Annotated in this window: 25 protein-coding genes; 21 read left to right on the top strand and 4 right to left on the bottom strand. The window is 72.9% G+C overall.

Annotated features, from left to right (window positions below):
• Positions 1-23: 23 nt before the first annotated feature.
• From rplM to glmM, 3 genes are all read left to right on the top strand, one after another.
• Complete coding sequence (gene rplM, locus ACFVS9_RS19845; protein WP_030914195.1) at positions 24-467, top strand: 50S ribosomal protein L13; 444 nt, start codon at positions 24-26, stop codon at positions 465-467.
• A gap of 45 nt (positions 468-512) precedes the next feature.
• Positions 513-1,040: a 30S ribosomal protein S9 gene (gene rpsI / locus ACFVS9_RS19840; RefSeq protein WP_014154572.1), complete on the top strand. Its 528-nt coding sequence runs from the start codon at positions 513-515 to the stop codon at positions 1,038-1,040.
• A 220-nt stretch (positions 1,041-1,260) separates the two neighbouring features.
• On the top strand, positions 1,261-2,619 hold the full coding sequence (gene glmM, locus ACFVS9_RS19835) for a phosphoglucosamine mutase (protein ID WP_383114004.1): 1,359 nt from the start codon (positions 1,261-1,263) through the stop codon (positions 2,617-2,619).
• Positions 2,620-2,683: 64 nt separating this feature from the next.
• On the opposite strand, the gene coaA is transcribed toward glmM, so the two are convergent.
• Positions 2,684-3,676: a type I pantothenate kinase gene (coaA, locus tag ACFVS9_RS19830; protein WP_383114005.1), complete on the bottom strand. Its 993-nt coding sequence runs from the start codon at positions 3,674-3,676 to the stop codon at positions 2,684-2,686.
• Positions 3,677-3,808: 132 nt separating this feature from the next.
• Here coaA and glmS point away from each other — a divergent pair, with 132 nt between their 5' ends.
• From glmS to ACFVS9_RS19790, 8 genes are all read left to right on the top strand, one after another.
• The gene (gene glmS / locus ACFVS9_RS19825; protein ID WP_383114006.1) at positions 3,809-5,656 is read left to right on the top strand and encodes a glutamine--fructose-6-phosphate transaminase (isomerizing); all 1,848 of its coding nucleotides are present in this window, start codon (positions 3,809-3,811) and stop codon (positions 5,654-5,656) included.
• A gap of 12 nt (positions 5,657-5,668) precedes the next feature.
• The gene (locus tag ACFVS9_RS19820) at positions 5,669-6,037 is read left to right on the top strand and encodes a holo-ACP synthase (RefSeq protein WP_383114007.1); all 369 of its coding nucleotides are present in this window, start codon (positions 5,669-5,671) and stop codon (positions 6,035-6,037) included.
• Positions 6,038-6,040: 3 nt separating this feature from the next.
• Positions 6,041-7,495: an NAD(P)H-hydrate dehydratase gene (locus tag ACFVS9_RS19815; protein WP_389933992.1), complete on the top strand. Its 1,455-nt coding sequence runs from the start codon at positions 6,041-6,043 to the stop codon at positions 7,493-7,495.
• A gap of 59 nt (positions 7,496-7,554) precedes the next feature.
• Positions 7,555-7,941 (top strand): DUF488 domain-containing protein, encoded by a 387-nt coding sequence (locus ACFVS9_RS19810; RefSeq protein ID WP_383114009.1) that lies wholly within the window; start codon positions 7,555-7,557, stop codon positions 7,939-7,941.
• 61 nt (positions 7,942-8,002) lie between these two features.
• Positions 8,003-9,157, top strand: a complete 1,155-nt coding sequence (alr, locus tag ACFVS9_RS19805) for an alanine racemase (RefSeq protein WP_383114010.1) — start codon at positions 8,003-8,005, stop codon at positions 9,155-9,157.
• A 60-nt stretch (positions 9,158-9,217) separates the two neighbouring features.
• The gene (locus ACFVS9_RS19800) at positions 9,218-10,426 is read left to right on the top strand and encodes an alpha/beta fold hydrolase (RefSeq protein WP_383114011.1); all 1,209 of its coding nucleotides are present in this window, start codon (positions 9,218-9,220) and stop codon (positions 10,424-10,426) included.
• Between the two features lie 19 nt (positions 10,427-10,445).
• Positions 10,446-10,979: a tRNA (adenosine(37)-N6)-threonylcarbamoyltransferase complex ATPase subunit type 1 TsaE gene (tsaE, locus tag ACFVS9_RS19795; protein ID WP_383114012.1), complete on the top strand. Its 534-nt coding sequence runs from the start codon at positions 10,446-10,448 to the stop codon at positions 10,977-10,979.
• Positions 10,980-11,151: 172 nt separating this feature from the next.
• On the top strand, positions 11,152-11,334 hold the full coding sequence (locus ACFVS9_RS19790; RefSeq protein ID WP_383114013.1) for a hypothetical protein: 183 nt from the start codon (positions 11,152-11,154) through the stop codon (positions 11,332-11,334).
• 34 nt (positions 11,335-11,368) lie between these two features.
• On the opposite strand, the gene ACFVS9_RS19785 is transcribed toward ACFVS9_RS19790, so the two are convergent.
• Positions 11,369-11,929 carry a hypothetical protein gene (locus ACFVS9_RS19785; protein ID WP_389933987.1) on the bottom strand — a complete coding sequence of 187 codons (561 nt, stop codon included), beginning with the start codon at positions 11,927-11,929 and terminating at the stop codon, positions 11,369-11,371.
• 169 nt (positions 11,930-12,098) lie between these two features.
• Between ACFVS9_RS19785 and tsaB the strand changes: the two genes are divergently transcribed.
• The 7 genes from tsaB to ACFVS9_RS19750 all read left to right on the top strand — a co-directional run bounded on the left by tsaB (position 12,099) and on the right by ACFVS9_RS19750 (position 16,280).
• Positions 12,099-12,746 carry a tRNA (adenosine(37)-N6)-threonylcarbamoyltransferase complex dimerization subunit type 1 TsaB gene (gene tsaB, locus ACFVS9_RS19780; protein ID WP_383114051.1) on the top strand — a complete coding sequence of 216 codons (648 nt, stop codon included), beginning with the start codon at positions 12,099-12,101 and terminating at the stop codon, positions 12,744-12,746.
• Positions 12,743-13,234: a ribosomal protein S18-alanine N-acetyltransferase gene (gene rimI / locus ACFVS9_RS19775; RefSeq protein WP_383114015.1), complete on the top strand. Its 492-nt coding sequence runs from the start codon at positions 12,743-12,745 to the stop codon at positions 13,232-13,234. Before tsaB ends, rimI begins: the two co-directional genes overlap by 4 nt.
• On the top strand, positions 13,234-14,328 hold the full coding sequence (tsaD, locus tag ACFVS9_RS19770; protein WP_389933984.1) for a tRNA (adenosine(37)-N6)-threonylcarbamoyltransferase complex transferase subunit TsaD: 1,095 nt from the start codon (positions 13,234-13,236) through the stop codon (positions 14,326-14,328). Before rimI ends, tsaD begins: the two co-directional genes overlap by 1 nt.
• Entirely contained in the window at positions 14,325-14,594 is a 270-nt protein-coding gene (locus ACFVS9_RS19765; protein WP_383114017.1) for a hypothetical protein, read from the top strand. Before tsaD ends, ACFVS9_RS19765 begins: the two co-directional genes overlap by 4 nt.
• A gap of 150 nt (positions 14,595-14,744) precedes the next feature.
• On the top strand, positions 14,745-15,209 hold the full coding sequence (locus tag ACFVS9_RS19760) for a VOC family protein (RefSeq protein ID WP_389933981.1): 465 nt from the start codon (positions 14,745-14,747) through the stop codon (positions 15,207-15,209).
• A 90-nt stretch (positions 15,210-15,299) separates the two neighbouring features.
• Positions 15,300-15,572, top strand: a complete 273-nt coding sequence (locus tag ACFVS9_RS19755; RefSeq protein ID WP_383114019.1) for a DUF1876 domain-containing protein — start codon at positions 15,300-15,302, stop codon at positions 15,570-15,572.
• Positions 15,573-15,629: 57 nt separating this feature from the next.
• Positions 15,630-16,280 (top strand): hypothetical protein, encoded by a 651-nt coding sequence (locus tag ACFVS9_RS19750; protein ID WP_389933978.1) that lies wholly within the window; start codon positions 15,630-15,632, stop codon positions 16,278-16,280.
• Here ACFVS9_RS19750 and ACFVS9_RS19745 read toward each other — a convergent pair whose 3' ends face one another.
• Positions 16,281-17,504, bottom strand: coding sequence for a methyltransferase domain-containing protein (locus ACFVS9_RS19745; protein WP_389933975.1), 1,224 nt, complete (start codon positions 17,502-17,504; stop codon positions 16,281-16,283). It lies immediately after the preceding gene.
• A gap of 90 nt (positions 17,505-17,594) precedes the next feature.
• On the opposite strand from ACFVS9_RS19745, the gene ACFVS9_RS19740 reads away from it, so the two are divergent.
• The 3 genes from ACFVS9_RS19740 to groL all read left to right on the top strand — a co-directional run bounded on the left by ACFVS9_RS19740 (position 17,595) and on the right by groL (position 20,882).
• On the top strand, positions 17,595-18,536 hold the full coding sequence (locus tag ACFVS9_RS19740) for a polysaccharide deacetylase family protein (protein WP_389933972.1): 942 nt from the start codon (positions 17,595-17,597) through the stop codon (positions 18,534-18,536).
• 313 nt (positions 18,537-18,849) lie between these two features.
• Positions 18,850-19,158 (top strand): co-chaperone GroES, encoded by a 309-nt coding sequence (gene groES / locus ACFVS9_RS19735; RefSeq protein ID WP_003966899.1) that lies wholly within the window; start codon positions 18,850-18,852, stop codon positions 19,156-19,158.
• Between the two features lie 98 nt (positions 19,159-19,256).
• Positions 19,257-20,882, top strand: coding sequence for a chaperonin GroEL (gene groL, locus ACFVS9_RS19730; RefSeq protein ID WP_383114023.1), 1,626 nt, complete (start codon positions 19,257-19,259; stop codon positions 20,880-20,882).
• Between the two features lie 235 nt (positions 20,883-21,117).
• Here the strand turns inward: groL and ACFVS9_RS19725 are convergent, their stop codons facing one another.
• Positions 21,118-21,891 carry an SDR family NAD(P)-dependent oxidoreductase gene (locus ACFVS9_RS19725; protein WP_383114024.1) on the bottom strand — a complete coding sequence of 258 codons (774 nt, stop codon included), beginning with the start codon at positions 21,889-21,891 and terminating at the stop codon, positions 21,118-21,120.
• Between the last annotated feature and the right edge of the window lie 369 nt (positions 21,892-22,260).

Here is a 22,260-nt window from a genome sequence, read left to right as displayed (position 1 = left end):
ACTGAAGAAGCGAAGGCTACGAAGTGCGTACGTACAGCCCCAAGCCCGGCGATGTCACTCGCCAGTGGCACATCATCGACGCTGAGGACATCGTCCTCGGCCGTCTGGCCACCACGGCTGCGAACCTCCTCCGAGGCAAGCACAAGGCGATCTACGCCCCCCACATGGACATGGGCGACTTCGTCATCATCATCAACGCCGAGAAGGTCCACCTCTCCGGCAACAAGAAGACCCAGAAGATGGCGTACCGCCACTCGGGCTTCCCGGGCGGTCTCCGTTCGGTGCGCTACGACGAGCTGCTCTCCAAGAACCCGGAGAAGGCTGTCGAGAAGGCCATCAAGGGCATGATCCCCAAGAACACCCTGGGTCGCCAGATGCTCTCGAAGCTGAAGGTCTACGCGGGTGACCAGCACCCGCACGCTGCGCAGCAGCCGGTCCCGTTCGAGATCACCCAGGTCGCGCAGTAGTTCCGGCCTCCCCCCTAAGACGTAAAGAAAGATCTGAGGAGAATCGTGGCCGAGACCACTGTTGAGACGCCCGTCGAGGGCACCGAGGGCGAAGAGACCTTCGCCGAGGTGACCACCTTCGAGTCGGAGGTCCCCGTCGAGGGTGAGTACACCTCCGAGTCGCTCGCGGGCCGCTTCGGCGACCCGCAGCCCGCGGCCGGCCTTGGCCGTCGCAAGAACGCCATCGCCCGCGTCCGGATCGTCCCGGGCACCGGCAAGTGGAAGATCAACGGTCGCACCCTTGAGGACTACTTCCCCAACAAGGTGCACCAGCAGGAAGTCAACGAGCCCTTCAAGGTGCTCGAGCTCGACGGCCGTTACGACGTCATCGCCCGCATCTCGGGTGGCGGCGTCTCCGGTCAGGCCGGCGCCCTGCGCCTCGGCGTGGCCCGCGCGCTGAACGAGGCGGACGTGGACAACAACCGCGCCACGCTGAAGAAGGCCGGCTTCCTCTCCCGCGACGACCGTGCGGTCGAGCGCAAGAAGGCCGGTCTCAAGAAGGCCCGTAAGGCTCCGCAGTACAGCAAGCGCTAAATCGCCTGCTCGTCTGCTTCACACGTTCGCCCCGGCGGCACGCACCGTGCTGCTGGGGCGTTCGTTTATCAGCCCTCGCGGGCGTATAACGGCTTAAGACGTTTGCCTTCTTATAGGGCCGGCAGCCGCAGGCGCGCCCTTCTTCGCTGTGCCTTGCCTCGCTTTGCCCTGTTTTGTTTACTTTGGTTTTGTGGTTTCGGAGCACCTTCGGAGGACACCAGTGGGACGACTCTTCGGCACGGACGGCGTGCGCGGTGTCGCCAACGCGGACCTGACGGCCGAGCTCGCGCTCGGGCTCTCGGTCGCGGCGGCGCACGTACTGGCCGAGGCGGGGACCTTCGAGGGGCATCGGCCGACCGCCGTGGTGGGCCGCGACCCCCGCGCGTCCGGAGAGTTCCTGGAGGCCGCCGTCGTGGCGGGCCTGGCCAGCGCCGGCGTGGACGTGCTGCGGGTCGGGGTGCTGCCCACCCCCGCCGTGGCGTACCTCACCGGCTCGCTCGGCGCCGACATCGGTGTCATGCTCTCCGCCAGCCACAACGCCATGCCGGACAACGGCATCAAGTTCTTCGCCCGCGGCGGTCACAAGCTCGCCGACGAGCTGGAGGACCGCATCGAGACCGTCTACGAGCAGCACCGCACCGGCGAGCCCTGGGCCCGTCCGACCGGCGCGGGCGTGGGCCGTGTCACCGACTACGCGGAGGGCTTCGACCGGTACGTCGCCCACCTCATCGGTGTCCTCCCGAACCGCCTCGACGGGCTGAAGGTGGTCCTCGACGAAGCGCACGGCGCCGCCGCCCGCGTCTCGCCCGAGGCGTTCGCCCGGGCCGGGGCCGAGGTCGTCACCATCGGTGCCGAACCGGACGGCCTGAACATCAACGACGGCTGCGGCTCCACGCACCTGGACCTGCTCCGGGCCGCCGTCGTCGAGCACCGTGCCGACCTCGGCATCGCCCACGACGGCGACGCGGACCGCTGCCTGGCCGTGGACGCGGCCGGCGAGGAGATCGACGGCGACCAGATCCTGGCCGTGCTCGCCCTCGCCATGCGCGAGGCCGGCCACCTGCGCAAGGACACCGTCGTCGGCACGGTCATGTCGAACCTCGGCTTCAAGATGGCGATGGAGCGGGAGGGCATCCGGCTCGTGCAGACCGCGGTCGGCGACCGCTACGTCCTGGAGTCGATGAAGGCCGAGGGCTTCGCGCTCGGCGGCGAGCAGTCCGGCCACGTCATCGTCCTGGACCACGCCACGACGGGCGACGGCACCCTGACCGGCCTGATGCTCGCGGCCCGGGTCGCCGCCACCGGTCGTACGCTCGCCGACCTGGCGGGCGTGATGCAGCGCCTCCCGCAGGTCCTCATCAACGTGCCGGACGTCGACAAGTCCCGCGTGGACACCTCGCCCGAGCTCGCCACCGCGGTGTCCCTGGCCGAGCGCGAGCTCGGTGACACCGGGCGCGTACTCCTGCGCAAGTCGGGCACCGAGCCGCTCGTGCGGGTCATGGTCGAGGCCGCCGACCTGGAGCAGGCGCGCGCCGTGGCCGGGCAGTTGGCCGACGTCGTCAAGTCCGCCCTCGGCTGACGCCCGTTCCGCTCCGCGAAGGGTCCGGCCGCGCGGCCGGACCCTTCCGCGCTCCCGCGCCGGGTCAGAGCTTGCGCAGCGACAGCCGCTGGACCTTGTGGTCCGGCCCCTTGCGCAGCACCAGCGTGGCGCGGCCGCGCGTCGGCGCCACGTTCTCCAGCAGGTTCGGCTTGTTGATGGTCCGCCACATCGTGCGCGCGTAGTCCAGCGCCTCCTCCTCGGAGACCTGGGTGTACTTGCGGAAGTACGAGAACGGGTTCTGGAACGCCGTCTCGCGCAGCCTGCGGAACCGGTGCAGGTACCAGTTCTCGATGTCCTCGGCGCGCGCGTCGACGTACACGCTGAAGTCGAAGTAGTCCGCGAGCCCGACCCTGGTCCTGCCGTCCTTGCCGGGCAGTGCGGGCTGCAGCACGTTCAGCCCCTCGACGATCAGGATGTCGGGGCGGCGCACGGTCAGCCGCTCGCCCGGCACGATGTCGTAGATCAGGTGCGAGTAGACGGGGGCCGTCACCTCGTCCTTGCCCGCCTTGATGTCGGCGACGAACCGGGTCAGCGCCCGCCGGTCGTAGGACTCGGGGAACCCCTTGCGCGACATCAGGCCGCGCGCCTCCAGCTCCTTCATCGGCAGCAGGAACCCGTCGGTGGTCACCAGCTCCACCCGGGGGTGCTCCGGCCAGCGCGCCAGCAGGGCCTGGAGGATGCGGGCGGTGGTGGACTTGCCGACGGCGACACTGCCCGCGACCCCTATGACGAACGGGGTGCCGCGCTGCTCGCCGTGCCCGTTGCCCGCGTCGCCGAGGAAGGTGTTCAGCGCGCCGCGCAGGCCCGAGGTGGCCTGGACGTAGAGGTTGAGCAGCCGGGAGAGCGGCAGGTAGACGTCCCGGACCTCGTCGAGGTCGATGACGTCGCCGAGCCCCCTCAGCTTCTCGACCTCCTCCGCGCTCAGGGGCAGCGGGGTCTTGTCGCGCAGAGCGCTCCACTCGGCCCTGGTCAGGTCGACGTAGGGCGTCGGCGCGTGCTCGGTGCGGCGGGTGCTCCGTGCGGACGAGGTGATCACCTGTTCATTGTTGCGGCAGTTCTGACGGAGTGGGGGGTGGGGTGGGTCACGTGGCGGAGCGGTTTCCCACCACCGCGCGCGTGCCGACCGCCCTTACCGCCCCCGGCCACCTCCCGGCCTTAGGGTGCCGATATGTGCGGAATCGTGGGTTACGTCGGGGCGCAGTCGGCGCAGGATGTCGTCGTCGCGGGACTGAAGCGGCTGGAGTACCGGGGATACGACTCCGCCGGGGTCGCCGTCCTCGCGGACGGGGGGCTGGCCTCCGCGAAGAAGGCGGGCAAGCTCCTCAATCTGGAGAAGGAGCTCAAGGACCGGCCGCTGCCGGCCGGGAACGCCGGGCTCGGGCACACCCGTTGGGCGACCCACGGCGGGCCCACCGACACCAACGCCCACCCGCATCTCGACAACGCGGGCCGGGTCGCCGTCGTGCACAACGGGATCATCGAGAACTTCGCGGCGCTCCGCGAGGAGTTGGCCGGGCGGGGCCACGAGCTGGCCTCCGAGACCGACACCGAGGTCGTGTCCCACCTGCTCGCCGAGGCGTACTCCTCGTGCGGCGACCTGGCGGAGGCCATGCGGCAGGTGTGCCGGCGGCTGGAGGGCGCGTTCACCCTGGTCGCCGTGCACGCGGACGAGCCCGACGCGGTGGTCGGCGCCCGGCGGAACTCACCGCTCGTCGTGGGGGTCGGCGAGGGCGAGGTGTTCCTGGCCTCCGACGTCGCCGCGTTCATCGCGCACACCCGGTCAGCGATCGAGCTGGGCCAGGACCAGGTCGTCGAGCTGCGCCGGGACGGGGTGAGCGTCACCGGCTTCGACGGGCGGCCCGCCGACGTGCGGGAGTACCACGTGGACTGGGACGCGTCGGCCGCCGAGAAGGGCGGCTACGCCTCCTTCATGCTCAAGGAGATCGCCGACCAGCCCAAGGCCGTCGCCGACACCCTGCTCGGCCGCGTCGACGGCTCCGGCGCCCTCCACCTCGACGAGGTGCGCATCCCGCCGGGTGTGCTCCGCGAGGTCGACAAGGTCGTCGTGATCGCCTGCGGGACCGCCTTCCACGCCGGGATGATCGCCAAGTACGCCATCGAGCACTGGACGAGGCTGCCCTGCGAGACGGAGCTGGCCAGCGAGTTCCGCTACCGCGACCCCATCCTGGACCAGCGCACCCTCGTCGTCGCCATCTCGCAGTCGGGCGAGACGATGGACACGCTGATGGCGGTCCGGCACGCCCGGGAACAGGGGGCGAAGGTCCTCGCGATCTGCAACACGAACGGCTCGACCATCCCCAGGGAGTCGGACGCCGTCCTCTACACGCACGCCGGACCCGAGGTCGCCGTCGCCTCCACCAAGGCGTTCCTGACGCAGCTCGTCGCCTGCTACCTGGTCGCGCTGTACCTGGGGCAGGTGCGCGGCACCAAGTGGGGCGACGAGATCCGCACCGTGGTCCGCCAGCTCTCCGAGATGTCCGGCGCGGTCGACCGCGTCCTGGGCACCATGGAGCCCGTACGCGAACTGGCCCGCTCGCTGTCCGCCCACGGCACCGTGCTCTTCGTCGGCCGGCACGTGGGCTACCCGGTGGCCCTGGAGGGCGCGCTGAAGCTCAAGGAGCTCGCCTACATGCACGCCGAGGGGTTCGCCGCCGGAGAGCTCAAGCACGGGCCGATCGCGCTCATCGACGAGGGCCTGCCGGTCGTCGTGATCGTGCCCTCCCCGCGCGGCCGTTCGGTGCTGCACGACAAGATCGTGTCGAACATCCAGGAGATCAGGGCCCGTGGCGCCCGCACCGTCGTCATCGCCGAGGAGGGCGACGAGGAGGTCGTCCCCTACGCCGACCACCTCATCCGGATCCCCGCTACGCCTACGCTGCTTCAGCCGCTGGTCGCCACGGTGCCGCTCCAGGTGTTCGCCTGCGAACTGGCGACCGCCCGCGGCAACGAGGTGGACCAGCCGCGCAACCTGGCGAAGTCCGTGACTGTCGAGTGAGTGAGTGAGCGCGTGATCATTGGGGTCGGGATCGATGTGGCGGAGATCGAACGCTTCGGCGCCGCGCTGGAGCGCACGCCCCAGCTGGCCGGGCGGCTCTTCCTGGAACGGGAGCTGCTGCTGCCCGGCGGCGAGCGGCGGGGGACCGCCTCGCTGGCGGCCAGGTTCGCCGCGAAGGAGGCCCTGGCCAAGGCGCTCGGCGCACCGGGCGGGCTGCTCTGGACCGACGCCGAGGTGTGCGTCGAGGAGAGCGGACGGCCCCGGCTGGAGGTGCGCGGCACCGTCGCCGCGCGGGCGGCCGAGCTCGGCGTACGCAGCTGGCACGTCTCGCTCAGCCACGATGCGGGGGTGGCGTCGGCCGTGGTGATCGCGGAGGGTTGAGACATGCGACATGCCTACAGCGTGGAGACCGTACGGGCCGCCGAGAAGGCGCTCATGGCACGGCTGCCGGAGGGGACGCTGATGCGCCGCGCCGCCGCCGGGCTCGCGGTGGCCTGCGGTGACCTGCTCCGGCGCAACGGACGGGTCTACGGATCACGGGTGCTGCTGCTGGTCGGCAGCGGCGACAACGGCGGGGACACCCTGTACGCGGGCGCCCTGCTGGCCCGGCGGGGAGCCGGCGTACGGGCGCTGCTGACCTCGCCGGACAAGGTCCACCGGCCCGCCCTCTCCGCCCTGCTGGCGGCGGGCGGCCAGGTCCTTCACGGCCCCCCGCACGGCGGCGCCTTCGCCCCCGTCGACCTCGTCGTCGACGGCATCACCGGGATCGGCGGCCGTGGCGGGCTGCGGCCCGGGGCCGCGGAACTGGTGCGGGCCGTCACCGGCGGCCACGCGCCCGTGCTCGCCGTGGACCTGCCGAGCGGGGTCGAGGCCGGGACCGGTCAGGTGCTCGGCCCGGCGGTGCGGGCGGACGCGACCGTCACCTTCGGCGCGTACAAGCCGGGGCTGCTCATCGACCCGGCCGCCGCACACGCGGGCGCCCTCCGGCTCGTCGACATCGGCCTGGCCGCGGAGCTGCCCGCCCGGCCGGACCTGGAGGCCCTCCAGTACGCCGACGTGGCGGCCCTGCTGCCGGTGCCGGGCGCCGAGAGCGACAAGTACCGGCGGGGGGTCGTCGGGGTGGCCGCCGGATCGGAGCGGTATCCGGGCGCGGCCGTGCTCGCGGTCGCGGGCGCCCTGCGCGCCGGCGCGGGAGCCGTGCGGTACGCCGGCCCCGGGGCCGGCGCGGTGATCGCCCGCTTCCCCGAGACGCTGGTGCACTCCGGCCCGCCCTCGGAGGCCGGGCGGGTGCAGGCCTGGGTGGCCGGCCCGGGGCTCGGCGACTCCGCGGCGGCGGCCCGCGCGGTCGCCGACGTGCTGGCCGCGGACGTCCCCGTGCTGGTCGACGCCGACGGGCTGCGGCTGATGGACGCGGGGGCCGTGCGCGCGAGGACCGCCCCCACCGTCCTCACCCCGCACGCGGGCGAGGCCGCCGCGCTGCTCGGGGTCCCGCGCGAGGAGGTCGAGGCGGGGCGGCTCGCCGCCGTGCGGGAGCTGGCGGAGCGCTACCGGGCCACCGTGCTCCTGAAGGGCTCCACGACCCTCGTGGCGGAACCGGGGGACGCACCGGTGCGGGTCAACCCGACCGGCACGTCCTGGCTGGCCACGGCGGGCAGCGGCGACGTGCTGTCCGGGCTGACCGGCTCGCTGCTGGCCGCGGGCCTCGCACCGCGCGACGCGGCGTCGGTGGGCGCCTACCTGCACGGGCTCGCCGCCCGCCGCGCCTCGGACGGCGCCCCGGTCGCCGCGCAGGACGTCGCGGACGCCGTCCCGGCGGCGTGGCGGGACGTGCGGAGCTGATCCACGCTGGAGAGCGGAGGGCCGGAGGGCCGGAGCGACGGGAACGGCGGTGATCGGTCATGGGCAGCGGCAGCGGCATACGCGTACGCAGGGTGTACGACCCGCCGGAGCCCGAGGACGGCACCCGTGTCCTGGTGGACCGGCTCTGGCCCCGCGGGCTCTCCAAGGAGCACGCGGCGGTCGACCTGTGGGCCAAGGACGTGACCCCTTCGAAGGAACTGCGCACCTGGTACCACGAGGACCGCACGGGCGGCCGGTACGACGAGTTCGCGGACCGCTACCGGACCGAGCTGGGCGACGCCGCCCACACCGAGGCCGTGGAAGGACTGCTCGCCCTGCTCCGCAGAGGCGGTCCCGTCACCCTCGTCACCTCCGTGAAGGACGTCCGGACCAGCCACGTCCCGGTCCTCGTCGGCCACCTGGAACAGGCCCTCGACCACCGGTGACCGCCTCACCGGGCACAGGAGGTCGAGGGCACAGGCGTACGGCTCTGAGACACTGGGCGCGATGAACGAGACAGCGACCCTGAGAGCCCGTGCCGAGATCGACCTCGACGCGCTGCGCGCCAATGTGCGCGTCCTGCGCGCGCGGGCGTCCGGGGCGCAGCTCATGGCCGTGGTGAAGTCCGACGCGTACGGGCACGGGGCGCTGCCCTGCGCCAGGGCGGCGCTGGAGGCCGGCGCGGCCTGGCTGGGCACCGCCACCCCGCAGGAGGCGCTCGCGCTGCGGGAGGCCGGGATCGGCGGCCGGGTGATGTGCTGGCTGTGGACGCCGGGCGGGCCCTGGCGGGAGGCGGTCGAGGCGGGTATCGACGTCTCGGTGAGCGGCATGTGGGCCCTCGACGAGGTCACCGCCGCCGCCGCGGAGGCCGGGATCCCGGCCCGGGTCCAGCTCAAGGCGGACACCGGCCTGGGCCGCAACGGCTGCCAGCCCGCGGACTGGCCCGAGCTCGTCACGGCCGCCCGCGCGGCCGAGGAGGCGGGCGTCCTGCGCGTCACCGGTCTCTGGTCGCACTTCGCCTGCGCCGACGAACCCGGTCACCCCTCGATCGCCGCCCAGCTGAACGTCTTCCGGGACATGGTGGCGTACGCCGAGAAGGAGGGCGTCCGGCCCGAGGTGCGGCACATCGCCAACTCCCCGGCCACGCTCACGGTGCCCGAGTCCCACTTCGACCTCGTCCGCACCGGCATCGCGATGTACGGCATCTCGCCCAGCCCCGAGCTCGGCACCCCCGCCGACTTCGGGCTGCGGCCGGTCATGACGCTCGCCGCCTCCGTCGCCCTGGTCAAGCAGGTGCCCCCGGGGCACGGCATCAGCTACGGGCACCACTACACGACCCCGGCCGAGACCACGCTGGCCCTGGTGCCGGTCGGCTACGCGGACGGCATCCCGCGCCACGCCTCGGGCCGCGGCCCCGTCCTCGTCGGAGGCGCCGTCCGCAGGATCGCCGGGCGGGTGGCGATGGACCAGTTCGTGGTCGATCTCGGAGGGGACGCCCTGGAGGCGGGCGCGGAGGCGGTGCTGTTCGGACCGGGGGACCGGGGCGAGCCCAGCGCCGAGGACTGGGCGCGGGCGGCGGACACGATCGCGTACGAGATCGTGACGCGCATCGGCACACGCGTCCCGCGCGTCCATCTCCACGAGGACTCCGGCCGGGGCTGAGACCCTGCCCGGCACGCGCACGGCCCGGCGACGACACCTACGACGAAGGAGCACGGCACGGTGAGCGAGACCAGCGCGGAGGACGTGGTGGCGACGGCGGCCGTCGCGGCGGCCGGCTGGCGCCGGGCGGGTATCGCGGGGGCGGCGATAGGCGTCATCGCCGCGGGCGCGGCGGCCGGCGTCGCCGTCGAGCGGCTCACCGTGGGCCGGGGCATGCGCAAGAAGGCCCGCCTGGCGCTGGACGCCTCCGGCCCGTACGGCTCCCTGCGCGGACAGCCCGGCCGGGCGGTCGCGGACGACGGGACCGAGCTGTACTACGAGGTCGACGAGATCGAACCGGACGGCGGTACGGGCCGCGCCGGAGCCCCCGCCGGGGCCGCCCCCCGCCGGCGCAGGCTCTTCGGCAGCAAGGACCCCGCGCCCCTGACGGTCGTCTTCAGCCACGGATACTGCCTCGGCCAGGACTCCTGGCACTTCCAGCGCGCCGCGCTGCGCGGCCTGGTGCGTACGGTCCACTGGGACCAGCGCAGCCACGGCCGCTCGGAGCGGGGCAGGGCGCAGGCCGAGGGCGTGCCCGTCGGCATCGACCAGCTGGGCCGCGACCTCAGGGCGGTCATCGACGCGGCGGCCCCCGAGGGCCCGCTCGTGCTGGTCGGGCACTCGATGGGCGGCATGACGATGATGGCGCTCGCCGACCGGTACCCGGAGCTGATCCGCGACCGGGTGGCCGCGGTCGCGTTCGTCGGGACGTCGAGCGGCAAGCTCGGCGAAGTGAACTTCGGGCTGCCGGTCGCGGGCGTCAACGCCGTGCGCCGGGTGCTGCCCGGGGTGCTCAGGGCGCTCGGTTCGCAGACGGAGCTGGTGGAGCGCGGTCGGCGGGCGACCGCCGACCTGTTCGCGGGGCTGATCAAGCGGTACTCGTTCGGCTCGCGGGACGTGGACCCGGCGGTGGCCCGGTTCGCCGAGCGGCTCATCGAGTCGACCCCGATCGACGTGGTCGCCGAGTTCTACCCGGCCTTCACCGAGCACGACAAGAGCGCGGCCCTGCCCGCGTTCCGCGGGATCCCGGTGCTGATCCTGGCCGGTGACAAGGACCTCGTGACGCCCAGTTCGCACAGCGAGGCCATCGCGGACGAGCTCCCGGACGCGGAGCTGGTCATCGTGCCGGACGCCGGGCACCTGGTGATGCTGGAGCACCCGGAGACGGTGACCGACCGGCTCGCGGACCTGCTGGTGCGGATCGGAGCCGTTCCCGCCGAGGCGCGCTGATCCTCTACCGTTGGTCGGCATGGAAGCAGCGCACAACGGCCCGGTGGCCGGCACCGTCGCACCGGGCACCGTCACCCTGGACGTCGCCGTCGAGTCCCCCGAAGAGATGAAGGAGCTGGGCCGCCGGATCGCCGGTGTGCTGGCCCCCGGTGACCTGGTGATGCTCACCGGCGAGCTCGGCGCGGGCAAGACCACCCTGACCCGTGGCCTGGGCGAGGGCCTCGGGGTGCGGGGTGCCGTCACCTCGCCCACCTTCGTGATCGCCCGGGTCCATCCGCCGCTGGGCGAGGGCCCCGCCCTGGTCCACGTCGACGCGTACCGGCTGGGCGGCGGCCTGGACGAGATGGAGGATCTGGACCTCGACGTCTCGCTGCCGGAGTCGGTGGTCGTCGTGGAGTGGGGCGACGGCAAGGTCGAGGAGCTGTCGGAGGACCGGCTGCGGGTGGTGATCGACCGCGCGGTCGGCGACACCGACGACGAGCGCCGCACGGTGACCCTGGTGGGGATCGGTGCCCGCTGGGCCGGCCTCGGGGCCGAGCTGGCCGGGCGCTGAGGACGCGACGGGACCGCCCGCCCGAGCGGAAGTCCGCGCCCCCGCTTCCCGACACTTTCCGACAAGGCGTCGGTAAAATGTTGCGCGGGGGAGCCCCGTCGTGGTCACATGGGGTACGAGGCCTGGTTAGGTCTACCTAACCACGTCGCTCGACGAGCCCGAGGAGGCATCCATGCCGGCACCCGAGCGTGAAGCCCGTCCGCAGCCGACGCAGCCGGAACCGCCGTCGGTGTCCGCGGTGTCGATGAAGGACCTGCTCGCCGCCGGCGCGGCAGCGAGCGCGGTCTCCACGCCGCCCCGCGACGAGCCGGCGGACGAGGGCGACACGGAGGACGCGGGACGCGACGCGGCCTGATCCCCGGCCCGTGGCCGGGGAGCGGCAGGACGGGCTACGGGACGACGACGACCTTCGCGCCGATCGTGGCGAACGTCCACAGCGCGTCACCGTCGGGCCGGCCCATCCGCACCCCGCCGGTCCTCATCGTGGGGTCGGGGCTCTTCATCGAACCGTCCTGGGCGGCGCTGAAGCCGATGGACACGTCGTCGACGCTCGCGAAGCGCACCACGTGCTCGATCATGACGCCGTCCGAGCCCTTGATGGTCCCGGAGCGCGAGGTCACGCCGTAGACGCCGGGCAGCGGGTTCACCGAGCTCGGCATCACGGCGAACGTCCGCAGCGCCTTCTCCGCCTCGTCCACGATCCAGACCCGGCGGTCCTTCAGCGCGTACACGACGCGGGCGCCGGTGTCGGAGTCCGCGGGGACCGCGAGCGGCTCCCGCGTGGCCTCGGGCTTCTTGGTGGGGGTCGCCTTCGCGGTGGCGGTGGCCCCCGGCGTGGGGACGGCGACCGAGTCGGGCGCGTTCGCCGACGCCTGGTAGGCGAGGAAACACACCGCGGCCACCGCCGCGGCGGTGAGCCCGGCCACGATTCCCGAGCTGCCCCTTGCCACCGTGGGATCCCCTTTCACCTGCTGCTCGTCGTATGTCGTACAAGCATGTATGTCGTACACGCGTATACCCGGCGACGGTACCAGCAGCGGACAGGGAGACCGGGACGCTGCACGGGCTGCCGTGGCCGGGTCGGCGGAGCCGTAGGCTGTTGGTGTGCTGCTGCTCGCCATGGATACCGCCACCCCCGCCGTCACCGTCGCCCTCCACGACGGGACCTCCGTCGTCGCCGAGACCGGCCAGGTGGACGCCCGCAGGCACGGGGAACTGCTGCTGCCCGCCGTCGACCGGGTGCTCGCCGAGGCCGGGGTGGGGCTCGACGCCGTGACCGACGTGGCCGTCGGGGCCGGCCCCGGCCCCTACACGGGGCTGCGCGTCGGCCTGGTCACCGCAGCTGCCTTCGGCTCCGCCCTCTCCGTGCCGGTGCACGGGGTGTGCACCCTCGACGCCCTCGCCTACGCCGCCGGACTGGACGGCCTCGAAGGCCCCTTCGCCGTCGCGACCGACGCGCGCCGCAAGGAGGTCTACTGGGCGCGGTACGCGGACTTCCGCACCCGGGACGGCGAACCCTCCGTCGACCGGCCCGCCGACATCGAGGACCGGCTCGCCGGACTGCCCGTGGCCGGCGCCGGCGCGCTGCTCTACCCCGGGGCGTTCCCGGACGCCCGCGGACCCGAGCACGTCTCCGCCGCGGCGCTCGCCGCGCTCGCCGTCGAACGGCTGGCCGCCGGCACCGCGCTGCTGCCGCCGCAGCCGCTCTACCTGCGCAGGCCCGACGCCCAGGTCCCCAAGAACTACAAGGTGGTCACCCCCAAGTGACCACCGCGACCGCAGTGCTCCGCGAGATGCGCTGGTGGGACATCGAGCCGGTGCTGGAGCTGGAGCACGAACTGTTCCCCGACGACGCCTGGTCGGCCGGAATGTTCTGGTCCGAACTGGCCCGCACCCGCGGGCCCCGGGCCACCCACCACTACGTCGTCGCCGAGGACCCCGCCGACGGCCGGATCGTCGGCTACGCGGGTCTCGCCTCGGCCGGCGACCTCGCCGACGTCCAGACGATCGCGGTCAGCCACCGCAGGTGGGGCGGCGGCCTCGGCTCCGAACTGCTGACCGACCTGCTCCGGCACGCCACCGCCCTGGAGTGCGCCGCCGTGCTCCTGGAGGTCCGGGTCGACAACACCCGCGCCCAGAAGCTCTACGAACGCTTCGGATTCGAACCCATCGGATTCCGCCGGGGCTACTACCAGCCGGGCAACATCGACGCACTCGTCATGCGCCTGACCGTACAAGGAACAGAGACAGACTGATGGCTGACGAACCGCTCGTACTCGGTATCGAGACCTCCTGCGACGAGACCGGCGTGGGCATCGTGCGCGGGACGACGCTCCTCGCGGACGCCGTCGCCTCCAGCGTCGACACGCACGCCCGCTTCGGCGGCGTCGTCCCCGAGATCGCCTCCCGCGCCCACCTGGAGTCGATGGTCCCGACCATCGAGCGCGCGCTGAAGGACGCCGGGATCAGCGCCCGCGACCTCGACGGCATCGCGGTCACGGCAGGCCCCGGGCTCGCCGGTGCCCTGCTCGTCGGCGTCTCCGCGGCCAAGGCGTACGCCTACGCCCTGGGCAAGCCGCTGTACGGGGTGAACCACCTGGCCTCGCACATCTGCGTCGACCAGCTGGAGCACGGACCGCTGCCCGAGCCCACCATGGCCCTCCTGGTGAGCGGCGGGCACTCCTCGCTGCTGCTGGCCCCGGACATCACCCAGGACGTACGGCCGCTGGGCGCGACCATCGACGACGCGGCGGGCGAGGCCTTCGACAAGATCGCCCGGGTGCTGGACCTCGGCTTCCCCGGCGGGCCGGTCATCGACCGGCTGGCCAGGGAGGGCGACCCGAAGGCGATCGCCTTCCCGCGCGGACTGAGCGGCTCGCGCGACCCCGCGTACGACTTCTCGTTCTCCGGGCTCAAGACGTCCGTGGCGCGCTGGATCGAGGCGAAGCGCGCGGCGGGCGAGGAGGTGCCCGTCCGCGACGTGGCCGCGTCCTTCCAGGAGGCCGTCGTGGACGTCCTCACCCGCAAGGCCGTCCGGGCCTGCAAGGACGAGGGCGTCGACCACCTGATGATCGGCGGCGGCGTCGCGGCCAACTCCCGGCTGCGGGCACTCGCCGAGGAGCGCTGCGGGAAGGCCGGGATCCGGCTGCGGGTCCCCCGCCCGGGGCTCTGCACGGACAACGGGGCGATGGTCGCCGCGCTCGGCGCGGAGATGGTGGCCCGCAACCGCCCGGCCTCCGACTGGGAGCTCTCCGCGGACTCCTCGCTGCCGGTCACCGAGACCCATGTCCCCGGGGCGCACAGCCACGACCACGTGCACGAGATCAGCAAGGACAACCTCTACTCATGACCGTCGCCCTGATGTGGGAGGCCCGCGCCGCGCGGGGCCGGGGCGCGGAACTGCTGGAGTGGGCCGGGGCCCGCGCGGCCGAGCTCGTCCGGGAGCCGCTGCGCAGCGAGCTGCTGCGCGCCCCGCAGGACCGGGTGCTGGTGCTGACCTGGTGGGACGCGGAGTACGACGACGAGCTGCCGGAACTGCCGGAACCGGACGCGGGCCTGATCACCCGCCCCGTCCACCGGTGGCGCTTCGAGTCCCTCGGCCCGGCGGCCGGCTGACCGGGGTCCTCCGCGGCCCGGCGGCCGGCTGACCGGGGTCCTCCGCGGCCCGGGGGCGGCCGGGCGCGTGTCCCGATGAGTTCCGGGCCTCCCGGCGGTCTACCTTGCACAGCGTCCGTGACGCACCGGGCCGAGTGGAGGAGAGCGACCATGCAGAAGATCAGGCCCTGTCTGTGGTTCGACGACCAGGCCGAGGACGCCGCCGAGTTCTACGTCTCCGTCTTCGGCGGGGACTCCCGCATCGTCGAGGTCACCCGCAACACGGACGCGGCACCGGGCGGCACCGGCACGGTCCTGACCGTGGAGTTCGTCCTCGCGGGCCAGGAGTACCTGGCTCTCAACGGCGGCCCCCACTTCCACTTCAGCGAGGCCGTCTCGCTGAGCGTGGACTGCGCCGGCCAGGAGGAGGTCGACAGGCTGTGGGCGCGGTTCACCGAGGAGGGCGAGGAGAGCATGTGCGGCTGGCTGAAGGACAAGTACGGCCTGTCCTGGCAGGTCGTCCCGCGCGCGCTCCCCGAGCTGCTCTCCGGCCCCGACCGGGCCAGGGCGGACCGGGCGATGAAGGCCATGATGGGCATGCGGAAGCTGGACGTGCGGGCCCTGCTGGACGCCTGAGCCACCGCTCCCGCGGCGCCCTCCGTACGCCGTGCGCGGGCGGGGCGCCGGGCGCACCCTGGAAACAGGAGATCCCGGGAGGTGACCGTCATGATGGAGACTGCCGTCGGATGGCATGTCGAGCTCGAATTCGAGGAGGACACCCATCGGACCCGCGCGGCCGCGATGGTACGGCTGAGCGACGGGACCGAGGTGCGGGCCCACGGCTATGCCAGCCGCCACCCCGCCGACTCGCGGCAGCCACGGGTGGGCGAGGAGATCGCCGGGGCACGCGCGCTCAACGAACTGGCGATGAAGCTGCTCACCAAGGCGCACGACGAGATCGACGAGGTGTCCGGCCGGACGTCGTACCCGCTGGCCTGATCCTCCGTACCGTCCGACCGCCCGGAGGCGCGCGCGGACTCGGTTAATGTCTGGGCCATGCCCAGCCGTTCACCGCTTCCGCCCCCGCCTCCGCCCGTGGGAGTACGCACCTGGCCCGACCGGGACGCCCTGTTGGGCGACCGGGCGGTCGTACTGGGTGAACTGGTGAGGTCGTTCCTCGGGCCCGGGCGGCTCGGGGCCCTGTGGACGTGGGCGGGCACCGCCGCGCTCGGCTGGTCCCTCGTGGGGTCGGCGCTGCTCACGTTCGAGGACGCCTCCGACGCCCTCGGCGCGGTGCCCGGAGTGATCCTCCTCGCCGCGGGCGCCGCCGTACTGGTGCCCGCCTGCGTCCTGCTGGTCGTCGGTGTGCTCAGGGACCTGCGGGCACACCGGCTGCTGGTGGCGTGGGGCGCTCTGGACCGCGACCCGGAGCGGGACGGGCGGCTGCGCCGGCCGCGGGCGAGCCTCGCCTGGCTGCTGCTGTCGTCCGTGCTCTGCGCGGCGGGTCTGTTCGGCTGCGTCGCGGTCCCGGCGACCGCCAGGGCGGGCCAGGAGACGTACGGCCTGGTGACCTGGCTGATGGGGCTCGGGTTCCTGGCCTGGCTCACCGGACTGACCGGCCTGGTCAAGGCGTTCGCCCACCGCCGCTGGGTGCTCCGGGTGCTCGCGGGGGCTCCGGCGGCCCCCCGGGTGGCGGCGGAGGGCTGATCAGGGCCGCTTCACCGGCTGCCCGATCAGCATCGTCGGCGCCCCGGCCACCCGGGTCAGGAAGACGGTCGCCGCGTGCGGCCCCTGGAGTTTCATCTTCCGCCGCAGTTCCTCCGGTTCGACCGCCGAGCCGCGCTTCTTGACGGTCAGCACCCCGACCTGGCGTTCCCTCAGCAGAGCCTTGAGCTTCTTCATGTTGAACGGCATCTGGTCGGTGATCTCGTACGCGACCGTCTCGTCGGAGGAGTACGCCGTGTCGCTCGTGACGTAGGCGATCGTCTCGTCGACGAGCCGGCCGTCGCACCGCTCCACGACGCGGGCCACCAGATGGGCGCGGATGACGGCGCCGTCGGGTTCGTACAGGTAGCGGCCGACCGGGCCGACCGGCGGGGCCGGGAGCGGGCCGTCCGAGGTGAGGGTCGTGCGGGACGGGAGCAGCGTCGCCCGGAACGCGCCGGGGGTGAAGCCCTCGCCGAACCACAGCACGGCCTCCTTCACGTCGCCGCCGTCCGAGATCCACTCGGCCTCGGCCTGCGGTCCGATCGCCTCGTGCGGGACGCCGGGGGCGATCTTCAGCGCGGCGCGGGGTGCCTTCAGCGCGGCCCCGGTCGCCCAGGAGAGCGGCGGGGAGTACGCCTCGGGGTCGAAGATCCGGCCCCGCCCGCCGCGCCGCGCGGGATCGACGAAGACGGCGTCGTACGGGGAGGTGTCGATGCCGGTGACGTCGGCGCAGCGCACCTCGACGAGGTCCTGGAGGCCGAGCGCCTCGGCGTTGGCGCGGGCCACCTGGGCGGTCAGCGGGTCGCGGTCCACGGCCAGGACCGCGATGCCCGCCCGGGCCAGGGCGATGGCGTCGCCGCCGATGCCGCAGCACAGGTCGGCCACGCTCCGCACACCGCGCTCCGCGAACCGGCCGGCGCGGTAGGCGGCGACCGAGGTGCGGGTCGCCTGCTCCACGCCGTCGGGGGTGAAGAACATGCGGTACGCGTCCGTCTCCCCGAACTTCGCCACCGCGCGCTGCCGCAGCCGCGCCTGGCCGAGCGCCGCCGACACGAGGGCGGCGGGATGCGTGCGGCGCAGCCGGGTCGCGGTCGCCAGCTCCCTGGCCGGGTCGTGGTCGCGCAGCTCGTCCAGGAGCGCCGTGCCCTCGGGGGTGCGCAGGGCGGCGAAGGCGGCGAGCGGGTCGGCGGGGTCGGTCCGGCCGGCGGGGGGAAGAGCGTTCACCGGTCCATTGTGAGCCAGCCGGGCGACGTGCCGGGCCCGCCGGAGGTGTCGCGGCGGGAGGCCGGTGCCCCGGTGGCAGGATGCGGCGCCATGCAACTAGTAAGACAAAAAGAAAAAGTCACCGCGAAGCGCCACAGAGCGGCCTGCGCGATCCTCGTCGCCCTGCTCGCCGGCGCCGCCGCGTCCGGGTGCGCCGGCGGTTCCGGCGAAGGGGCCGCCGGTCCGGACAGGCAGGCCGGGGGACAGCAGGGTGCCGCAGCCCCGCCCGCGGGTCCCGCGGCGGCGGAGGCCGAGGCCGAGCTGCTGAAGCAGGAGCAGGCCGCCCGTGTCGTGGCGGCGAAGAAGTGGGGCCTGGCGAAGGTCCCGCTCGTCGCCCCTCCGCCGCCCGCCGTCCGGCCGCACGTCACCACCCGCGACGGGTTCGAGGTGGAGGGCGGGGAGAAGCTGCCGCCGGTCTTCACCACCGTGCCCACCAAGGAGCGGATCGTCTTCCTGACGATGGACGACGGGGCGGAGAAGGACCCCGAACTGCTGCGCATGATGACCGAGCTGAAGATCCCGTACAGCGCCTTCCTCAGCGACTACGAGGTGAGCGACGACTACGGCTACTTCAAGGACATGCAGACCCGCGGCGTCTCCCTCAACAACCACACGCTCAACCACCGCTACCTCCCCGGGCTTTCGGAGGCCGAGCAGCGCCGGGAGATCTGCGGCGAGCAGGAGAAGCTGGAGAAGCACTTCGGGAAGCGGCCCACGCTCTTCCGGCCGCCGTACGGCAACTACAACGGCGACACCCTGCGCGTCGCCGAGTCCTGCGGCATCAAGGCCGTCCCCCTGTGGGCGGCCGAGGCGTTCCCCGACCACATGGAGTGGCGCGAGTGGGACCAGGACCTGCACCCCGGTGACATCATCCTCACCCACTTCCGCGGCCGCGAGGACTGGGACGGGTCCATGGCCGACATGATCCGCAACGTCATGAAGACGGTCACGGACAAGGGGTACGCGGTGGCCAGGCTGGAGGACTACGTCTGAGGCGCACCGGTGCGGACGGGCCGGCGCGTGCGACGCCCCGTCCGCACCGGTACGCGGGCCGGAACACCGCGGCGGTCTCCCGCGTTGTCCGGGCGTGCGCCGGTCCCACGGCGCCACGCGAGGGTGGTGAATTGGCACTCCGCTTGACCGAGTGCTAATCGCGGTCATAGTCTCAGTGCTGGCACTCCCCGAGGGAGAGTGCCAGCACCACCGCGCGACAGGGCAGGTCCGGCACCCGCGACGACGGATCCACCTGGTCGCCACCCCACAGACTGTTAAACCCCGTGAGATCTCCGAAGGGGGAGACCGGATCGTGTCGACCACCAGCTCCAAGGTTGCGATCAAGCCGCTCGAGGACCGCATTGTGGTCCAGCCGCTCGACGCCGAGCAGACCACGGCTTCCGGCCTGGTCATTCCGGACACCGCCAAGGAGAAGCCCCAGGAGGGCGTCGTCCTGGCCGTGGGCCCGGGCCGCTTCGAGAACGGCGAGCGCCTTCCGCTCGACGTCAAGACCGGCGATGTCGTCCTGTACAGCAAGTACGGCGGCACCGAGGTGAAGTACAACGGCGAGGAGTACCTCGTCCTCTCGGCCCGCGACGTTCTCGCGATCGTCGAGAAGTAATTCACCCACGTTTGCTTGTGTTCTGCGCCCCTGGCCCCCTGCGAAATAACTAGCCGGGCGGCGAGGGGCGCAGTTCGTTTGAGAGGACAGCTCAGCCCATGGCGAAGATTCTGAAGTTCGACGAGGACGCCCGTCGCGCCCTTGAGCGCGGCGTCAACAAGCTTGCCGACACGGTCAAGGTGACGATCGGCCCGAAGGGCCGCAACGTCGTCATCGACAAGAAGTTCGGCGCTCCCACCATCACCAACGACGGTGTCACCATCGCGCGCGAGGTCGAGCTCGACGACCCGTACGAGAACCTCGGTGCCCAGCTGGTGAAGGAGGTGGCGACCAAGACCAACGACGTGGCGGGTGACGGCACCACCACCGCCACCGTGCTCGCCCAGGCCCTCGTCCGCGAAGGCCTGCGCAACGTCGCCGCGGGCGCGTCCCCGGCCGCCCTGAAGAAGGGCATCGACGCCGCGGTGAGGGCCGTGTCCGAGGAACTCCTCGCGACCGCCCGCCCGATCGACGACAAGGCCGACATCGCCGCCGTGGCCGCGCTCTCCGCGCAGGACCCGCAGGTCGGCGAGCTCATCGCGGACGCGATGGACAAGGTCGGCAAGGACGGTGTCATCACCGTCGAGGAGTCCAACACCTTCGGTCTGGACCTCGAGTTCACCGAGGGCATGGCCTTCGACAAGGGTTACCTGTCCCCGTACATGGTGACCGACCAGGAGCGTATGGAGGCCGTCCTCGACGACCCGTACATCCTGATCCACCAGGGCAAGATCGGCTCGATCCAGGAGCTGCTCCCGCTGCTGGAGAAGGTCATCCAGGCCGGCGCCTCCAAGCCCCTCCTGATCATCGCCGAGGACGTCGAGGGCGAGGCGCTCTCCACCCTCGTCGTCAACAAGATCCGCGGCACCTTCAACGCCGTCGCGGTGAAGGCCCCGGGCTTCGGTGATCGCCGCAAGGCCATGCTCGGCGACATCGCCACCCTCACCGGTGCGACCGTCATCGCCGAGGAGGTCGGCCTCAAGCTCGACGGCGCCGGCCTCGAGGTGCTGGGCACCGCCCGCCGCGTCACCGTCTCCAAGGACGACACGACCATCGTCGACGGCGGCGGCGACTCCGCCGACGTCAAGGGCCGCGTCAACCAGATCAAGGCCGAGATCGAGTCCACGGACTCGGACTGGGACCGCGAGAAGCTCCAGGAGCGCCTCGCGAAGCTGGCCGGCGGCGTCTGCGTGATCCGCGTCGGTGCGGCCACCGAGGTGGAGCTCAAGGAGAAGAAGCACCGTCTGGAGGACGCCATCTCCGCGACCCGCGCCGCGGTCGAGGAGGGCATCGTCTCCGGTGGTGGCTCCGCCATCGTCCACGCCGTCAAGGTCCTCGAGGGCAACCTCGGCAAGACCGGCGACGAGGCCACGGGTGTCGCGGTGGTCCGCCGCGCCGCGGTCGAGCCGCTCCGCTGGATCGCCGAGAACGCCGGCCTCGAGGGCTACGTCATCACCTCGAAGGTCTCCGAGCTCGACAAGGGCCAGGGCTTCAACGCCGCCACCGGCGAGTACGGCGACCTGGTGAAGGCCGGCGTCATCGACCCGGTCAAGGTCACCCGCTCCGCCCTGGAGAACGCCGCGTCCATCGCGTCGCTGCTGCTCACGACCGAGACCCTGGTCGTCGAGAAGCCGGCCGAGGAAGAGGCCGACGCCGGTCACGGCGGCCACGGCCACTCCCACTAGTACGCCCCGTACGCCACCGAGGCCCGGTACCCCCGTCGCGGGGGCACCGGGCCTCGGTGTCTCCCGGCCCGGACCGCTCCGCGGACCCGCGTCCGCTCCGGGCGGCCGGGCCGGGGGAGCGGGCGTGGTGCCGAGCGCCGACGCGGGGCGACGCGCGCCGCCTCCGGCCGGAGCCCGGCACCGGGGTCGCGAGGTCTCCTCGTGGCGGGCGCCGGCCCGCTCCGGACGGGCGACCTCAGCGGGGACCGTACGTCCGGCCCGCCCGGGAGGTGACTCCGCCGAGCAGGCCGCGGGGCGCCAGCTTCACCAGGCCCATCAGCGTCTTGTAGCGCGGGTCGGGGATCGACACGGTCCTGCCCCGGGCCAGGTCCGCCAGGGCCTCGGCCACCAGCTTGTCCGCGTCGAGCCACATCCAGTCCGGGATGTTGCCCGTCGCCATCCCGGCCCGCTGGTGGAACTCGGTCCGCACGAAGCCCGGGCACAGCGCCATCAGCCGCACCCCCGAACCCGCCAGGTCCTTCGCCGCGCCCTGGGTGAACTGGACGACCCAGGCCTTCGACGCCCCGTACGTCCCCCTCGGCAGGAAGGCCGCCACGGAGGCCACGTTGACCACCCCGCCGCGACCGCGCTCGCGCATCGATCCCGCGGCGGCCGAGGTCAGCCGCAGCACCGCCTCGCAGTGCACCTTCAGCATCGTCAGCTCGTCGGCCGTGGAGACGTCGAGATAGCGCCCCTTGTTGGCGAAGCCGGCGTTGTTGACCAGGAGGTCGACCGGGCTCACCCGGTCCGTCAGCCGCGCGGCGACCGCTTCGATCCCGGCGTCGGTGGACAGGTCCGCCGTCAGCACCTCGGCCTCGATGCCATGCCCGTCGTGCAGCTCCGTGGCCTGCGCGCGCAGGCGTTCCGTGTCCCGGGCCACCAGCACCAGATTGTGCCCGTCACCCGCGAGCCGCCGTGCGAAGGCGGCGCCGATCCCCGCCGTCGCGCCCGTAATCAGTGCAGTCGTCATAGGCGGCACGTTAGCGTCCGCCTGAAGGGGTGACGGACCCGCCTTCCGCCTGCGGCCCGCGCCACCAGGGGCGGAAGGCCGTCACAAGGGCGGGCCCGGGCGTCGTGCCCGCTCGTCCTCGCCCGTCCCCGCACGTCGCGAACCGGAACAAGCCCGACAGCCCGCCGCCGGACCGCGGCCCGGGACACAGCGTCCGGATACGGCAGTCCCGGTCGCAGGGGGTCAGGAGGCGGCGGCCCGGGGCACGGCGGCCCCGGTCACAGCGCCCCGGGCAACAGAGGTCAGGGGGCACGGCGGTCCGGGGGCACGGCGGTCGCGGCGCGCCCGGATACGGCGGCCCTGGTCACAGCGCCGCCTGTGACAGCGGTC

Origin of the sequence: Streptomyces sp. NPDC058008, from assembly GCF_042886395.1 — a bacterium.
Taxonomy (GTDB): Bacteria; Actinomycetota; Actinomycetes; order Streptomycetales; family Streptomycetaceae; genus Streptomyces.
Note: the sequence above shows the minus strand (reverse complement) of the source record. Positions and strands in the feature narration are given on the sequence as shown.

What these genes read in the sequence shown, in the direction of transcription:
- glmS (WP_383114006.1), top strand. Translation starts at nt 3,809, where the DNA reads ATGTGCGGAATCGTGGGTTACGTCGGGGCGCAGTCGGCGCAGGATGTC.
- ACFVS9_RS19815 (WP_389933992.1), top strand. Translation starts at nt 6,041, where the DNA reads ATGCGACATGCCTACAGCGTGGAGACCGTACGGGCCGCCGAGAAGGCG.
- ACFVS9_RS19810 (WP_383114009.1), top strand. Translation starts at nt 7,555, where the DNA reads ATGGGCAGCGGCAGCGGCATACGCGTACGCAGGGTGTACGACCCGCCG.
- alr (WP_383114010.1), top strand. Translation starts at nt 8,003, where the DNA reads ATGAACGAGACAGCGACCCTGAGAGCCCGTGCCGAGATCGACCTCGAC.
- tsaE (WP_383114012.1), top strand. Translation starts at nt 10,446, where the DNA reads ATGGAAGCAGCGCACAACGGCCCGGTGGCCGGCACCGTCGCACCGGGC.
- ACFVS9_RS19790 (WP_383114013.1), top strand. Translation starts at nt 11,152, where the DNA reads ATGCCGGCACCCGAGCGTGAAGCCCGTCCGCAGCCGACGCAGCCGGAA.
- tsaB (WP_383114051.1), top strand. Translation starts at nt 12,099, where the DNA reads ATGGATACCGCCACCCCCGCCGTCACCGTCGCCCTCCACGACGGGACC.
- tsaD (WP_389933984.1), top strand. Translation starts at nt 13,234, where the DNA reads ATGGCTGACGAACCGCTCGTACTCGGTATCGAGACCTCCTGCGACGAG.
- ACFVS9_RS19765 (WP_383114017.1), top strand. Translation starts at nt 14,325, where the DNA reads ATGACCGTCGCCCTGATGTGGGAGGCCCGCGCCGCGCGGGGCCGGGGC.
- ACFVS9_RS19760 (WP_389933981.1), top strand. Translation starts at nt 14,745, where the DNA reads ATGCAGAAGATCAGGCCCTGTCTGTGGTTCGACGACCAGGCCGAGGAC.
- ACFVS9_RS19755 (WP_383114019.1), top strand. Translation starts at nt 15,300, where the DNA reads ATGATGGAGACTGCCGTCGGATGGCATGTCGAGCTCGAATTCGAGGAG.
- ACFVS9_RS19750 (WP_389933978.1), top strand. Translation starts at nt 15,630, where the DNA reads ATGCCCAGCCGTTCACCGCTTCCGCCCCCGCCTCCGCCCGTGGGAGTA.
- ACFVS9_RS19740 (WP_389933972.1), top strand. Translation starts at nt 17,595, where the DNA reads ATGCAACTAGTAAGACAAAAAGAAAAAGTCACCGCGAAGCGCCACAGA.
- groL (WP_383114023.1), top strand. Translation starts at nt 19,257, where the DNA reads ATGGCGAAGATTCTGAAGTTCGACGAGGACGCCCGTCGCGCCCTTGAG.
- ACFVS9_RS19725 (WP_383114024.1), bottom strand. Translation starts at nt 21,891, where the DNA reads ATGACGACTGCACTGATTACGGGCGCGACGGCGGGGATCGGCGCCGCC.